Annotated in this window: 13 protein-coding genes; 4 read left to right on the forward strand and 9 right to left on the reverse strand. The window is 63.4% G+C overall.

Annotated elements, in window-relative coordinates; translation table 11 throughout:
- Window positions 1–79: 79 nt before the first annotated feature.
- From AOP77_RS03175 to rsmI, 7 genes are all read right to left on the reverse strand, one after another.
- Complete coding sequence (locus AOP77_RS03175) at window positions 80–1,150, reverse strand: LacI family DNA-binding transcriptional regulator (RefSeq protein WP_062209248.1); 1,071 nt, start codon at window positions 1,148–1,150, stop codon at window positions 80–82.
- Window positions 1,151–1,224: 74 nt separating this feature from the next.
- Complete coding sequence (gene yjfF, locus AOP77_RS03180) at window positions 1,225–2,250, reverse strand: galactofuranose ABC transporter, permease protein YjfF (RefSeq protein ID WP_062209251.1); 1,026 nt, start codon at window positions 2,248–2,250, stop codon at window positions 1,225–1,227.
- Entirely contained in the window at window positions 2,247–3,314 is a 1,068-nt protein-coding gene (locus AOP77_RS03185; RefSeq protein WP_062209254.1) for an ABC transporter permease, read from the reverse strand. The genes yjfF and AOP77_RS03185 overlap by 4 nt, the downstream gene beginning before the upstream one ends.
- Window positions 3,311–4,873, reverse strand: a complete 1,563-nt coding sequence (locus AOP77_RS03190) for a sugar ABC transporter ATP-binding protein (RefSeq protein WP_174435914.1) — start codon at window positions 4,871–4,873, stop codon at window positions 3,311–3,313. The genes AOP77_RS03185 and AOP77_RS03190 overlap by 4 nt, the downstream gene beginning before the upstream one ends.
- Before the next feature lie 95 nt (window positions 4,874–4,968).
- Window positions 4,969–5,988 carry an ABC transporter substrate-binding protein gene (locus AOP77_RS03195; protein WP_062209257.1) on the reverse strand — a complete coding sequence of 340 codons (1,020 nt, stop codon included), beginning with the start codon at window positions 5,986–5,988 and terminating at the stop codon, window positions 4,969–4,971.
- A gap of 268 nt (window positions 5,989–6,256) precedes the next feature.
- On the reverse strand, window positions 6,257–7,123 hold the full coding sequence (locus tag AOP77_RS03200) for a M15 family metallopeptidase (protein WP_062209260.1): 867 nt from the start codon (window positions 7,121–7,123) through the stop codon (window positions 6,257–6,259).
- Complete coding sequence (rsmI, locus tag AOP77_RS03205) at window positions 7,123–7,962, reverse strand: 16S rRNA (cytidine(1402)-2'-O)-methyltransferase (RefSeq protein WP_062209263.1); 840 nt, start codon at window positions 7,960–7,962, stop codon at window positions 7,123–7,125. The genes AOP77_RS03200 and rsmI overlap by 1 nt, the downstream gene beginning before the upstream one ends.
- A 132-nt stretch (window positions 7,963–8,094) precedes the next feature.
- On the opposite strand from rsmI, the gene AOP77_RS03210 reads away from it, so the two are divergent.
- Window positions 8,095–9,573 carry a dolichyl-phosphate-mannose--protein mannosyltransferase gene (locus AOP77_RS03210; RefSeq protein WP_062209265.1) on the forward strand — a complete coding sequence of 493 codons (1,479 nt, stop codon included), beginning with the start codon at window positions 8,095–8,097 and terminating at the stop codon, window positions 9,571–9,573.
- Between the two features lie 10 nt (window positions 9,574–9,583).
- On the opposite strand, the gene AOP77_RS03215 is transcribed toward AOP77_RS03210, so the two are convergent.
- Window positions 9,584–10,057, reverse strand: a complete 474-nt coding sequence (locus AOP77_RS03215) for an Lrp/AsnC family transcriptional regulator (RefSeq protein WP_236685743.1) — start codon at window positions 10,055–10,057, stop codon at window positions 9,584–9,586.
- Between the two features lie 92 nt (window positions 10,058–10,149).
- Here AOP77_RS03215 and ddaH point away from each other — a divergent pair, with 92 nt between their 5' ends.
- The 3 genes from ddaH to AOP77_RS03230 are packed head-to-tail and all read left to right on the forward strand — an operon-like array spanning window position 10,150 to window position 13,494.
- Window positions 10,150–11,076: a dimethylargininase gene (gene ddaH, locus AOP77_RS03220; RefSeq protein ID WP_062209268.1), complete on the forward strand. Its 927-nt coding sequence runs from the start codon at window positions 10,150–10,152 to the stop codon at window positions 11,074–11,076.
- Between the two features lie 10 nt (window positions 11,077–11,086).
- Window positions 11,087–12,118, forward strand: a complete 1,032-nt coding sequence (gene ocd, locus AOP77_RS03225; protein ID WP_062209271.1) for an ornithine cyclodeaminase — start codon at window positions 11,087–11,089, stop codon at window positions 12,116–12,118.
- Window positions 12,119–12,168: 50 nt separating this feature from the next.
- Complete coding sequence (locus AOP77_RS03230) at window positions 12,169–13,494, forward strand: AI-2E family transporter (protein ID WP_160300034.1); 1,326 nt, start codon at window positions 12,169–12,171, stop codon at window positions 13,492–13,494.
- A gap of 84 nt (window positions 13,495–13,578) precedes the next feature.
- Here the strand turns inward: AOP77_RS03230 and AOP77_RS03235 are convergent.
- Window positions 13,579–13,879: FKBP-type peptidyl-prolyl cis-trans isomerase (locus AOP77_RS03235; RefSeq protein WP_201774085.1), on the reverse strand; the 301-nt coding region annotated here is incomplete at its 5' end.

Here is a 13,879-nt window from a genome sequence, read left to right on the forward strand (position 1 = left end):
CGCGCCGCGAACGACACCCTATCGCTTGTGTGAACGCTCACCCTGCAACCTAGCGCCGCACCGCTGCGGCTGCCGTGCCTCACCGCGCGCGCCCAGTGACACTCTGGCGCTGCATTGCTACGGCTCCTGCCGGCGGAGCCGTGGACGCTCGCCGGATGAGGGCGGGCATCCGACGAGTGGGGTCGGCCGCGTCTTCGTCCTGCAGCACCGAAAGGAGAAGTGAGAACGCGTCCCGCCCAAGCGTCGCAAAGTCGAGGCGCACCGTACTGAGTGGAGGATTGACGTATGCCGCCAGGGGAATGTCATCAAAGCCCATGACTGAAACATCCTCCGGCACGCGACGCCCCTGCGACTGGAGCCCATGCATTACACCCAAGGCCATCTCATCGCTCGCTACAAACACGGCCGTCATGGCCGAGTCGCCGGCGAGTGACAGCCCATGCTCGTAACCCGATGCTGGGGACCAGTCCCCGGCCAACGCCGGCGCAATCGGCAACTTCGCATCGGCGAGCGCGGCCCGCCATCCACGCTCGCGCTCGCCCGCATTCATCGAGCCGACGGCGCCCGAGACGTGGCGGATCTCGCGGTGACCGAGTTCAATGAGGTGCTCCACCGCAAGTGAGGCGCCCTCGAACTGGTTGAACGCGACCTGATGGGTGTCCTCACGCACCGCCGCCAACTCCGACGCAACGGCGACGAGCGGGACGCCCAACTCAATGTTCTGGATCACCTCGAGCGCTTCTCGCTCGTCAGAGATGACGACGATCGCCTCGACCTTCTGGCCCAGTAGCAACTCGATCGCGGCGCGCAACGACGTCGCGTCCCCGCTGACCATACTGGAGGCGCTCACCGCGTAGCGGGCCTCACGAGCCGCTGTTGTGAAGTGAACAGCGGTGGTGGAAACACTGAAGGACGGCACCCCGGTGGATACCAAGCCCAGTACTCGCGAGCGCTTGGTGACGAGTGCACGCGCCGCCGGCGACGGCACGTAACGCAATTGCGCGATCGCCTTCACCACGCGGTCGCGTGTCGCCGGACGCACGTTTGGCAGGTCGTTGATAACCCGCGACACCGTCTGATGGGACACGCCCGCAAGGCGGGCCACATCAAAGATGTTCGCCGCCTTAGCTTGCTTGTCGTGTTGCGTCACAGTTCCCTCGGTTTGTCAGGGCTTTGGCTGCCCCCACGCTGACTAAGTATGCCGTGTGGGGGCCAGGGACTGGGTCAATCTCGCCTTCGCGTCAGCACCTTCTGAAGCACGATGAACACCAGCAGCAGCCCGCCGATGAAGATGCGCGTCCACCACGAGCTGAGTGTCCCCTCGTAACTGATCATGGTTTGGATCAAGCCCAGCACCAGGACACCAAGGGCAGAACCCAGGACAAACCCGTAGCCACCGGTCAGCAGCGTGCCGCCGATCACCACCGCGGCAATAGCGTCGAGCTCGGTTCCTACGGCGGTTAGCGAGTAGCCGGACAACGTATAGAAGGAGTACAGCACCCCCGAGATGCCCGAGCACAGGCCGCTCACGACGTATACGAGCACCTTGGTGCGCCCCACGGGAAGACCCATGAGCGTTCCGGACTGCTCCGAGCCACCCAGTGCGTAGACCGTGCGGCCAAAGCGGCTGTAGTGAAGAACGTAGAACGCGACGGCCACCACCAGCAGCGCAATAATCACGCTGATGGTGATCGACGCGCTGCCACCCAGCGGAATGCGCGTAGACGCCATACTGACAAAGAACGGATCGTTGATCGAGATCGAGGCCTCGCTGATCACGTAGCAGAGGCCGCGCGCGAGGAACATGCCGGCGAGCGTTGCGATAAACGGTTGCACTTTGAATACATGGATCATGAGACCCATCCCCAGCCCCAGTAACGAGGTGGCAATCAGCGTGACCGCGATCACTCCCGCGGCCGGCACCCCCGCCTCAAGCAGCTTCGCGCAGATCATGGCGGAGAGCGCGATGACCGATCCTACGGACAGGTCAATGCCGCCCGTCAGGATGACGAACGTCATTCCCACGGCGAGCACTATCAGGTAGGCGTTGTCCACGAACAGGTTCAGCAGCACCTGCGGCGACCAGAAGTTGTCGTATCGCACGCCGCCGGAGACGAACATCGCGATGAACAGCCCGAGCGTCACGAGTACTGGTGCGTACTTGGGGCTCGTGATGATGCGGCGTCCGGCGCTCAGGGTGCCGCGGGTCGCGGAGTTGGCGGGAAGTCTTTCCATCACTGTGCTGCTCATGCGGAGACCTTCTCTCGCGTCGGTTCGATTGCCTTGGTGGGCGTCGGCCTTCTTCGGTCTTTGCGCCAATTCGCAAACTTCTCATTGGTGGTGGGCGACTGCAGTAGCGAGACCGCAATCACCACGATGGCCTTGAACACCATCGTCGCGACGGGAGGGATACCCACGATGTACACGGTCGTCACTAACGTCTGGATCACGAGGACGCCCACCAAGGTGCCGATGAGCGAGAAGCGGCCACCCATCAGTGAGGTGCCGCCGATGACTACTGCGAGGATCGCATCGAGCTCAATGAACAGCCCCGTGTTGTTCGCGTCCGCCGCGGTCTGGTCGGAGGTGATGATCAGACCCGCGAGGGCCGCGAGCAAAGCGCAGAAGGCATAGATGCCCAGCAGCAGACCTCGCGATCGGATACCCGCCTGGCGGCTGGCCTCGGGGTTGATGCCCACGGACTCGATGAACATGCCGAGCGCGGACCGGCGAACCACGAGCATCGTCAGGATGAGCACCACTGCTGCGATCACTACCGCGACGGGGAAGCCCGCGATGAAGCCCGAGCCGAACCACTCAAAGGGCTTTGAGTGAAGCGTCAGGATCTGCCCCTCGGTGATGAGCATCGCCACGCCACGACCGGCGGTCATGAGGATCAGCGTCGCGATAATCGGCTGGATCTTGAGGTACGCGACCAGCGTCCCGTTCCAGACACCCAGGATGAAGCCCAGGATCAGCGCGATGCCAACGGCCTGAACAACGGTCCAGGGGTTGTCGGGGGTGGGCGAGTTTAGTAGTAGGGCGGAAACGACTGCGCCAGATATTGCCGCGATCGACCCGACCGACAGATCTATGCCGCGCGTGGCGATGACGAGCGTCATTCCCACCGCGATCAGCAACGTGGGGGCACCGTTGCGCAGGATGTCGATGGGGGCGCCAAAAAGGTGTCCCTCCTTGACCGTGATGTCGAGAAAGCCAGGAAAGGCAATTACGTCGACGATAATGAGTCCTACAAGGATCACCACAGGCCAGAAGACGCGGCTGCCGGTGAAGTTTCTCAGTTGCGCGCTCATGCGACGACGTCCTTTTCATCCTCGTCTTCGGATCCCTCGGCGATGAGCGCGAGCAGATCCTCGACAGACAAGCTGTCATTTTCAACCATGGAAACCATGTGCCGGTCCCGCATGACGCCCACACGGTGACTCAGGCGCAACACCTCTTCGAGCTCCGCGGAGATGTAGAGCACGCTCATGCCGTTCTCCGCGAGGTTGAAGACCAGCTTCTGAATCTCCGCCTTCGCGCCGATGTCGATTCCACGGGTCGGCTCATCCAGGATGAGCAGGCGAGGTGCCACCGCAAGCCAACGCGCAAGCAGCACCTTCTGCTGGTTACCGCCGGAGAGGTTGCGCACCAGCGCATGCGGGTCGGCGGGCCGGATGTTCAGCGCGTCGATGTAATGCTGCGCGAGTTCCGTCACGCGCTTGGGCGAGATGGGTCGGTACCAGCCTCGTTCGATCTGAAGAGCGAGGGCGATGTTGTCACGCACCGACAGGTCGCCGACGATGCCCTCGCCGCGCCGGTCCTCGCTCGCAAAGGCAATGCGCTTTGACAGCGCCTTGCGTGGCGAGGTGAGCTTGACCGCCTTGCCGTTGACCTCGCTCGTGCCGGAGTCCGCCCGATCGATGCCGCCCAAGAGACGGGCGATCTCCGTGCGTCCGGAACCGAGCAAGCCGGCCAGTCCCACGACCTCGCCTTCGTCGATACTGAAGTCGACCGGGCGGATAGCGCCACGGCGGCCGAGCCCCTTGGCCTCGAGAAACGGGATCCCGGTACCGGCGATTTCCTCCTCGGATTCGCGGTGGCGCTGCTCGAGCTCCGAGAAGCTCGCCATCTCCTTGCCGATCATCTTCTGGACGAGGTCGATCTTAAGGATCTCCTCGGTGCGGTACTCGCCCACGAGCCTTCCATTGCGGAGAATCGTGAGGCGGTCGGCGATCTCGTAGACCTGGTCGAGGAAGTGCGACACAAAGAGAATGGCGCAGCCCTGTTCCTTCAGTGTGCGGATGACGCGGAAGAGTTCCGCGACCTCATCGGTGTCGAGGGACGACGTGGGCTCATCAAGGATCAGGACTGTCGCGTTGACGTCAACTGCGCGGGCGATCGCCACTAGCTGCTGGATGGCGATCGAGTGCGAGCCCAGCAGGCTCCCCGGGTCGATGTCCAGATTCAGGCCCTCGAGGAGTTCGGCGGCACGTCGGCGCATCGCGTGCCAGTCCAGCGAGCCAAAGCGTCGGGGTTCGCGGCCAAGCATGATGTTCTCGGCCACGGAAAGATTGGGAAGGAGGTTGACCTCCTGGTAAACCGTACTGATGCCGGCGTCTTGCGCCTGTGCGGGCGTGCTGAAGGAAACCTTGCTGCCAGCCAGGTGCATGTCACCTGCGGTCGCCGTGTAGACGCCCGTCAGGACCTTAATGAGCGTGGACTTGCCGGCACCGTTTTCTCCCATCAGCGAGTGGACCTCGCCTGGATACATGCGGAAGTCGACGCCGTCGAGGGCCATCACCCCGGGGAACTCCATCGTCACGCCCACCATGTCGACCACTGCGTCGGCGGGGCTTAGAACCTGTGTCATGAGTTGCTCTCTCCTTTGAGGGCCAAGCTGAGACGCGGTGTGGGTGCGCGGCTGGAGCCACGCACCCACACCCTACTGAGAAGGGGTAAGTCTTCTTAGTAAGCGCGTTCGGGCAGTGCTGCGATTGCCTCGTCCTGGGTGAACGTGGTCTCCTCGGTCACGATGCGCTTGTCAACCGTCTCGCCGTTGTAGACCGCGGTGGCGATCTCCACGAGCTGGTCACCGAGCAACGGTGAGCATTCGACGATGAAGTTGATCTTGCCGTCAGCGAGGGCCTGCATGCCGTCGTGCACCGCATCAACGGTGACAATCTTGATGTCGACGCCAGGCTCGAGACCAGCGGCCTCGATTGCCTCGATGGCCCCTAGACCCATGTCGTCGTTGTGTGCGTAAATCAGGTCGACGTCGGGGTTGGACTTGAGCAGCGCTTCGGTCACTTCCTTGCCGCCTGCGCGAGTGAAGTCACCTGTCTGTGACGCCACGATCTCAAACTTGGGGTCCGCGCCGATGATGTCGATGAAGCCCTCAGCGCGGTCAATCGCGGGAGCGGCACCGGTGGTGCCCTCGAGCTGGATGATCTTGACGGAGTCGGCGTCGGCGTACTCGTTGACGACCCACTCGCCCGCCTTGTTTCCCTCGAGCACAAAGTCGGATCCGAGGAAGCTCTCGTACAGCGAGTCGTCCTCGGAGTCGACCGAGCGGTCGGTGAGGATGACCGGGATGCCCGCGGCCTTCGCCTCATTGAGCACTGCGTCCCAACCAGTCTCAACGACCGGCGAGAAGGAAATGATGTCGACGCCCTGCTGGATGTAGGAGCGGATCGCCTTGATCTGGTTCTCCTGCTTCTGCTGTGCGTCCGAGAACTTCAGCTCAATGCCCGCGTCCGAGAATGCGCGCTGAATGTCGTTCGTGTTGGCGGTGCGCCATCCACTCTCCGCGCCAACCTGCGCGAACCCCACCACCATGTCGCCGGCGTCACCCGCTGCGGCGGCCTCGGTCTCGCCGGCGGCTGCCGTCGCTCCGTCGGTGGCCCCATCTGTTCCACCATCGCTGGAGCAACCAGCGAGGGTGAGTGCCGCGGCGCCAAATGCCGCGATTGCTGCGTACTTCTTCATAGTCGAACCTCCTTGTTCGGTGCCGCCGCTAACTGCTTCGTTGCCAGGCGTCGGCGACCCAGTGACTCTGGGCTTGCCACTGACACTAGGGCAAAATGTTAACCCTCACAACTGGAAATGTGAACCTTAACAAAATCGTTACAATCCGTGATCTGGGTGATTAAATAGTCATTTATCAGGCATTATCTATCTTTACCATGCCCCGCCGACGGAACGTGACCTGGAATTCAATGTGATGAAAGTCGATGTGACAACATCCAGACTCGCGTCACGACGCATACGACGGCGCATCGGGAAGCCCAAAGAACTCCTCGAGGGTGGCCACACCACGGTCGCGCATTTCCATCGCGAGATCCACACCCACGTAACGCACGTGCCACGGCTCATAGATGTACCCGGTGATGTCCTGGTCACCCTCGGGATACCGGACGATGAAGCCGTACTCGGCGCCGTGGTCGGCAATGAAGCGGCCTACCTCAGTATCCCCAAAACACGCCAGGAGACGACACGCGTCGGAGTCGTAGAGGTCCGCGGACCAGCCCGTCTGGTGCTCGGAATACCCGGGCCGTGCTGAAAACGTGTCCGCCTTCGCCGTTCCGGAGCGATTTACGTAAACGCTGTAGAGGTCGTTCTGTCGGGCATAGCTACGGTAGGCATTCGACACCCGGAAGTTCAGCCCCTCTGCCTGGGCGTCCTCATGCATCTGGGCAAGGGCGTCGCCGGCCTCCGCACGGATGCTCCCGCCGTCCGTGAAGCTCACCCCGTTAACCGCGCCCAGGTCGTCGGGCACGTAGGTCTTGGGGTCCAAAGGCCGCAACTTGTTCACCACCACCCAGGGCGAGTCAGCCTCGTCGATCGAGTACTTGTCCATGTCGAAGACCGTGGAAGGCGCCACTATGGGCTCAGCTGTTCCTGAAGCCGAGGCGCTGACGCGGGGGATCGCAGACTCCGAGGGCGCTGCGGGCACCTCCGGCGACGTCGATGCGCCCCCACTGGCCACGCTCGGAGCCTGCTCAGTTCCACCCTGCCCCACGCCCCACGCGACAACCAGGCCCAACGCAAACCCCACCACTGCCGTCACGGTCGCTGGGAGGAAGCGGGCGAGGCCAGCATCGGCGTGCTTCGCGCCGCCCACTACTTTGCCTTGCGCGCGGCGAGCACCGCCGCATAGAGCTCGCGCCGGGGCACTCCGGCCACTCCCGCTAGGTCGGCCACCGCGTCCTTTGCGCGTTCGCCTGACTCAACGCGGCGCAGCGCCTCACCCACTAGTTCCGTCATCGACGGCTGCTCGGCAGGTCGGCCAGCCACGGTAATCACGATCTCGCCGCGCGGCTCATTGTCCGTCGCCCACTGCGCAAGTTCAGCGGTGCCGCCTCGCACGGTCTGCTCGTACGTCTTGGTCAGTTCGCGCGAAACTGAGGCGCGGCGCTCCGGCCCGAAGGCCTCCGCCATGGCGGCCAACGTGGCTGCGAGCCGATGTGGGGCCTCGAAAAAGACCATCGTGCGCGCCTCGGCGGTCAACGCCGCGAGCGCGCTCGCGCGCTCCCCCGCCTTGCGCGATAAGAAGCCCTCAAAACAAAACCGATCAGTAGGTAGCCCGGAGAGGGCAAGCGCGGTGAGAACCGCGCTTGGCCCGGGCGCCACGGTCACCTCAACCCCGGCATCGGCCGCCGCCTCTACCACCCGGAAACCGGGGTCGGACACGGTGGGCATTCCGGCATCGGACACCAGCACTACCGTCTTGCCCGCGAGCGCCTCCCCCACCAGAGCCGCAGCCTTGTCGCGCTCGTTGTGGTCGTGAACGGCGATGACAGGCGCGGTAATGGTCAGTTCCAGCCTCGCGGCCAGGTCGCGCAGTCGGCGTGTGTCCTCCGCGGCGATCACGTCGGCAGTCTCGAGGAGCTCGCGCAAGTGAGCGGAGGCATCGGCGATATTGCCGATCGGCGTCGCTGCGAGCACGATGCGTCCGGTCATGGGCTAAGCGTGTCACACCGTTTAGGGCGGTGGTGGCAACGCGCAGCAACTAGGCTTCCATCTGTGCGCCTATTGACCGACTCGCGGTATACCGCCCTCACCGCCTTCGCGTGGCGTTGGCGAGTAGCGATAATGGCGACCGTAGTGGGCGTGCTCGCAGCAATGCTTCGCTTTGTCGCGTTGGGCTGGCCACACTCTTTGGTTTTCGATGAGGTCTTCTACGTCCGCGGCGCCTACTCCCTCACCACCCTGGGGTACGAGGGCAACTGGACTGGTGACAACGATCTCTTTGCCCAGGGCGACCTGTCGGGCTTTGAAACCGAAGGCGACTTTGTGGTCCATCCCATGGTCGGCAAGTTGCTGATCGCGGCCGGCATCGAGATCTTTGGCAACAACCCGTACGGCTGGCGCTTCATGGGCGCGCTGCTCGGCACGGCAATGTGCGTGATGATCGCGTTCATCGCGCGGCACCTGCTGAAGTCCACACTGTGGGGCCTCGTCGCCGGCGTGTTCATCGCGGTCGACGGCCAGTCGATTGTGCTCGCCCGCACCGCCCTGTTGGACGTCTACCTTGCGGTGTTCGCCGTCGCGGGTTTCGGTGCAATCCTCATCGACAGATACGTCACCCGCAACAAGCTCACCACGCGGGCGGCCGCTGCGCGGGTTGCGGCGGGCCTCGCACCGGACGATCCCCTGCCAGGCATGGGACCTCACCTGGGGATTCGCTGGTGGCGATGGCTGGCCATCGCGATGTTCGCCCTGTCCGGATCCGTCAAGTGGTCCGGGTTCTATTTTGCGGCTGCCTTCCTGCTGCTGTCCGTGGCGTGGGACCTCATCGACCGGCGCGCGGCCGGCGTGGAGCGCTGGGCGTGGGGCGCGATGTTGCGGGCAGTCCCCGCCGGTCTCCTCACCATCGCCACGACACTGGTCATCTACCTTTTGACGTGGATGCCCTGGTTCACCTCGACCGAGTCCTACGGCCGCCACTGGGCCGAGGATAACCCTGGCGAGGGAGCCACGTGGTTACCTAACTCGGTCAACTCGCTGATCCACTACCACCTGCAGATGTGGAATTTTCACGAGAACCTGACCACCGAGCACACCTATATGTCGAATCCATGGGCCTGGTTTGTCCAGTGGCGGCCCACCGCATTCTTCTTTGAGGACGCGCCCGACGCTCAATGTGGCGCCGACCGCTGCGTGAGCGCAATCCACGCGCTGGGCAACCCGCTGATCTGGTGGGTGGGGGCGCTTGCCCTTGGGTACGCGGTCTACCGGATGGCCCGCTATCGCGACATGCTTGCGCTCACCGTGTCGCTAGGGGCCTTTGCCGCGTGGATCCCGTGGCTGCCCTACGCGTACCGCACCATCTTTACGTTCTATACGGTCGCGATGGCGCCATTCGTGGTTCTCACTCTGGTCTGGGCGTTGAAACACATAGCCCAGCCCGATCGGCTCCGTGGCGGATGGTCGCGCACCGGTACCATCGTCGCGGTTGCCTTCATTGGCGCCGTGCTCATTATTGCGGGGTACTTCGCGCCGCTGTGGCTTGGCACCCCCATCCCGTTCGGATACTGGCAGGCCCACATGTGGCTGCCCAGCTGGGTCTAGGAGCGACTGTCTAGCGGCGTTCGATCAACCTCGAAAGCACTATCGCGCTACGCGTCGAGTCCACCTGCGGTGCGAGACGCACCTTCTCCAGGGCGACCTCAAGGCTGGCCGTGTCTCGCGCACGAATCCTCACCACCGCATCGGCCGCACCTGTCACCGTCCATGCCTCCACCACATCGGGCAACGCCGACATTATTTTGGTCAGTTCCACGGGGGCCACATTGCCGCGGCAGAACAATTCCACGTAGGCCTCGGTGCCACGCCCGTCAATCTCGGGGTCAATCAGAACCGAAAAACCCCTGATAACTCCCGTGTCTCTCATGCGATCAACGCGGCGCTTGACCGCTGAGGCCGACAGCCCGATGCGCGTACCCATGTCCGCATAACTCGCCCGTCCGTCCTCTCGCAGCGCCTCCAAAATGCTCCGGTCCAGGTCATCAATTGCCATCGTATGAACAACTCCCTCGCTTGCTTGACGCGTCATGGTGACGATTTCTTGCGTGAACTTGTCAATAGTCGCATGTTTCTAGCGTCAGATGAGCGCAAATCGCACCTATTAGCAGTCATGCTGGGGTTATGACCACCATTGATACGGCGAGTACGGTCACCACCGTCAGCGCCAACCCAGCTCCGGCGCGCACCGCGACCGCCACCACAGTGTTGCTGTGCGCCCCGGAGCACTATGACGTGACCTACGCCATCAACCCCTGGATGGATCCCTCAGTTCCCACCGACACTGCGCTAGCCCTCGAGCAATGGCGAGCCCTACGCGACACCTACCGCAGCATCGGTTTCGTAGTCCACGAGATCGAGCCGGGCCCAGGACTGCCGGACATGGTCTACGCGGCAAACGGCGCGACCGTGATCGACGACGTTGCGTACTCGGCGAGCTTCCGCTACCCGGAACGCCAACCTGAGGCCGATGCCTACGCGGCTTGGTTGTCCAATCACGGCCTGCGCGTGGTGCCTTCCACCCACATCAACGAAGGCGAGGGTGATTTCCTGGTCGTAGGCGACGTGGTGCTCGCTGGCACCGGTTTCCGCGCCTCCGTGGAGAGCCACCACGAGGGCAGCCGCGTGCTGAACCGCGAGTTCGTCACGCTGACACTCGTCCGCCCCGAGTACTACCACCTGGACACCGCCATTGCGGTGCTCGATGCCCGCCCGGGCCAAGAGCGCATCGCATACCTGCCCAGCGCGTTTGACACCGCGAGCCTCGCCGTCCTCCGTGAGCGCTACCCAGACGCGATCATCGTCTCCGAGCAAGACGCAGCGGTGCTGGGACTCAACGTCGTGTCCGACGGCCTGCACGTGGTCATGCCAGTACAAGCCGGCGACTTCGCGGAACAGTTGCGCGCCAGTGGTTTCGAGCCCGTGCAAGTCAATCTCAGTGAGCTACTCAAGGCCGGAGGCGGGGTGAAGTGCTGCACCATGGCACTGCGCTTCTCTCAGCCCACCATACTTTCACCCACCGCAGTTCCCATCGCAACAACCCCCGAGTAAGGAGCCCCCCATGGTGCAGTTTGTCGACGTCCGCCACATGCGCGACTGGATCGCCGCCGAAGGCGTGGAGGCCCGCATCGCGGGAATCGCACGTTACATCGAGCAGGACTTCCTCCGCTGGGCAAGCTTCGACAAATCCGCACGCGTGGCCGCCCACTCTCCGGTGGGCGTGATCGAACTGATGCCCACCTCGGACGGCGAACTGTACGGCTTCAAGTACGTCAACGGACACCCCCTCAACCCATCACGCGGATACCAGACTGTCACCGCGTTCGGAGTGCTCTCTGAGGTCGATACCGGATACCCCGTGCTCCTGTCGGAGATGACTCTGCTGACAGCATTGCGTACCGCCGCCACCTCCGTCGTGGCTGCGCGCGCCCTCGCCCGCCCCGACTCCTCCGTCATGGCGATCATCGGCGCAGGCTCGCAGTCGGAGTTCCAGGCGCTGGGCTTCAAGGCCGTGATGGGCATCACGCAGCTACGAATCTGGGACACCGATCCCGCGGCCATGGACAAGTGCGTGGCAAACCTGGGTTCGCTCGGGTTCGACATTGTGCGCGCCACTTCTGCGGCCGATGCCGTGGCTGGCTCGGACATCGTCACCACCTGCACGGCCGACAAGGCCTACGCGACCATCCTCACCGACGACATGATTCAGCCAGGCATGCATCTCAACGCCATCGGTGGTGACTGCCCCGGCAAGACGGAACTCGACGCGGAGATCCTGCGCCGCGCGAGCATCTTTGTCGAGTACCCGCCGCAGACTCGCATCGAAGGTGAGATTCAGCAGCTAGCCGCCGACCACCCCGTGACGGAACTGTGGACGGTGCTAGCCGGCCACGGCATCGGCCGCGCGAGCGAGTCCGACATCACGGTATTCGACTCGGTGGGCTTCGCGATCGAGGACTTCTCGGCACTGCGGTACGTGCGCGACACCACGGCGGGGACCGACTTTGCCGAGGAGATCGACCTGGTCGCGGACCCGGCGGATCCCAAGGACCTGTTCTCGCAGGTGGTGCCGCAGGGGGCCCATCGCGGCTGATCTAGTCGTGTCCCGCTCGCTAACCGCGCACGACTGGCAGGATGACAGTCATGACGAAGAAGCCACGCTCCAGTCCACAATATCCGCGAAGCCCCGGGCAGGGCGTATCAGCCATGCCGGAGGCTGTGCTCGAGGAGGTCGAGGCAGAGGCTGAGGCGCGGGCTCACCGTTCGGATCAGCGGGACCCCGGAATGGACCGCTTTGTGTGGTCAATCCTCTGGAAGGTCGTCGCCACCGCTGCGTTGGTCACCGTCGGATGCTTCGTGATCTACCAAACGCGCCACCTGCTGGGGCTCGTTGTAGTCTCCACGTTCTTTGCCCTCGCCATGATTCCCGGCATCAATGCACTGGTGCGACGCTGGCACATGAGTCGCGGCGCCGCAGTCGGCATCATCTATCTGATCGCGGTGATGGTCGTGGGACTGATCGTGGGACTCCTCATCCCCGCAGTCGTCAAATTTGCGGCAGCGGTGGGCGCGAACGTCGGCGCCTGGGTGACGAATTTCAACGACTGGACGGCAAACACCTTCGGGTCTCCAATGTTCGACAGCACCGAAGCCGGCTCTGACGCAGTCACGACCGCGATGCACGCGGTGGGTCAGTGGGGCGACAACGTGCTCGGCTTCATTAGCTCAGGCCTGGGACTGGTGTTCGACCTCTTCACGATCGCGGCATTCACCTTCTACATCGCGGCCGGCTTCCCCAAGATTGTGCGGGCCTTCATGCGCCGCATGCCCCCAGAGCGCCAGCGCGTCTTCTGGTGGATCGCAGATCAGTCCATCGAGCAGACTGGCGGCTACTTCTATTCGCGCATGCTGCTGATGGCGGTCAACGGCAGCCTCGGGTTTGTAGTGTTGATGGTCCTGGGGCTACCGCTGGTCTACTCGTTGCCCATGGCCCTCTTTATGGGATTTGTGTCCGAGTTCATCCCGTTCATCGGTACGTACATTGGGGCGGCGCTGCCCATCCTGATCCTGCTCGCCGTACAGGGCCCCGGCGCAGCACTCATCATGACCGTCTACATCATCGCCTACCAGCAGGCGGAGAACTACTGGCTCAGCCCCAAGTTCTCCTCCCAGACCATGGAACTCAACGGCGCCATCGCGTTTGGTGGAGCCATGGCCGGTGGCGCGATCGCGGGCGCGATGGGTGCGTTCATGGCGCTGCCCATCGCGGCGCTCATTACCGCCATCATTAAGAACACCGGCAAGACGTACGAGGTCGTGGAGACCGAGGACGACGAACCTCACCTGACCGACGGCGGACCGTTAGTCGAGGAGGATGACGACGAAGGTGACGACGAGTCTTCGACGTTGGCCCACGAGTCGGCCGCTGTAGAAAACAAACTGCACCTTAAGAAGAAGCCTAAGAAGTAGCCCCCACAGCAAAGGGCCGTGGTGGTGCTGAGTTGATCAGCACCACCACGGCCCTTTGCGTTGCGCTTGTCAGCGCCTGAGCATCTACGAGACGGACTCGATATCCACCACGAACACGAGCGTTGCACCGCCGGGGATCGAGTCGCCGCTGCCCTGCTCGCCGTAGCCCAGCTCCGACGGAATGACCAGCAGCATCTTGCTGCCCACCTTTTGTCCAGTGAGGCCGAGCTGCCAACCCTGCACCACATTGGTGAGGGGGAAGGATGCGGCCTCGCCGCGGTCCCAGGACGAGTCGAACTTGTCGCCGTCCCACACCCATCCGGTGTAGTTCGCGGTCACTGTCTGGTCAGCGCCCACCTCGGCGCCGTCGCCCTCGACGAGGACC

Source organism: Demequina oxidasica, from assembly GCF_000975115.1.
In the GTDB taxonomy this organism is placed as follows: domain Bacteria; phylum Actinomycetota; class Actinomycetes; order Actinomycetales; family Demequinaceae; genus Demequina; species Demequina oxidasica.

Coding starts and splice junctions, on each gene's coding strand:
- yjfF (WP_062209251.1), bottom strand. CDS start 2,250: ATGAGCAGCACAGTGATGGAAAGACTTCCCGCCAACTCCGCGACCCGC.
- AOP77_RS03185 (WP_062209254.1), bottom strand. CDS start 3,314: ATGAGCGCGCAACTGAGAAACTTCACCGGCAGCCGCGTCTTCTGGCCT.
- AOP77_RS03190 (WP_174435914.1), bottom strand. CDS start 4,873: ATGACACAGGTTCTAAGCCCCGCCGACGCAGTGGTCGACATGGTGGGC.
- AOP77_RS03195 (WP_062209257.1), bottom strand. CDS start 5,988: ATGAAGAAGTACGCAGCAATCGCGGCATTTGGCGCCGCGGCACTCACC.
- rsmI (WP_062209263.1), bottom strand. CDS start 7,962: ATGACCGGACGCATCGTGCTCGCAGCGACGCCGATCGGCAATATCGCC.
- AOP77_RS03210 (WP_062209265.1), top strand. CDS start 8,095: ATGGCGACCGTAGTGGGCGTGCTCGCAGCAATGCTTCGCTTTGTCGCG.
- AOP77_RS03215 (WP_236685743.1), bottom strand. CDS start 10,057: ATGACGCGTCAAGCAAGCGAGGGAGTTGTTCATACGATGGCAATTGAT.
- ddaH (WP_062209268.1), top strand. CDS start 10,150: ATGACCACCATTGATACGGCGAGTACGGTCACCACCGTCAGCGCCAAC.
- ocd (WP_062209271.1), top strand. CDS start 11,087: ATGGTGCAGTTTGTCGACGTCCGCCACATGCGCGACTGGATCGCCGCC.
- AOP77_RS03230 (WP_160300034.1), top strand. CDS start 12,169: ATGACGAAGAAGCCACGCTCCAGTCCACAATATCCGCGAAGCCCCGGG.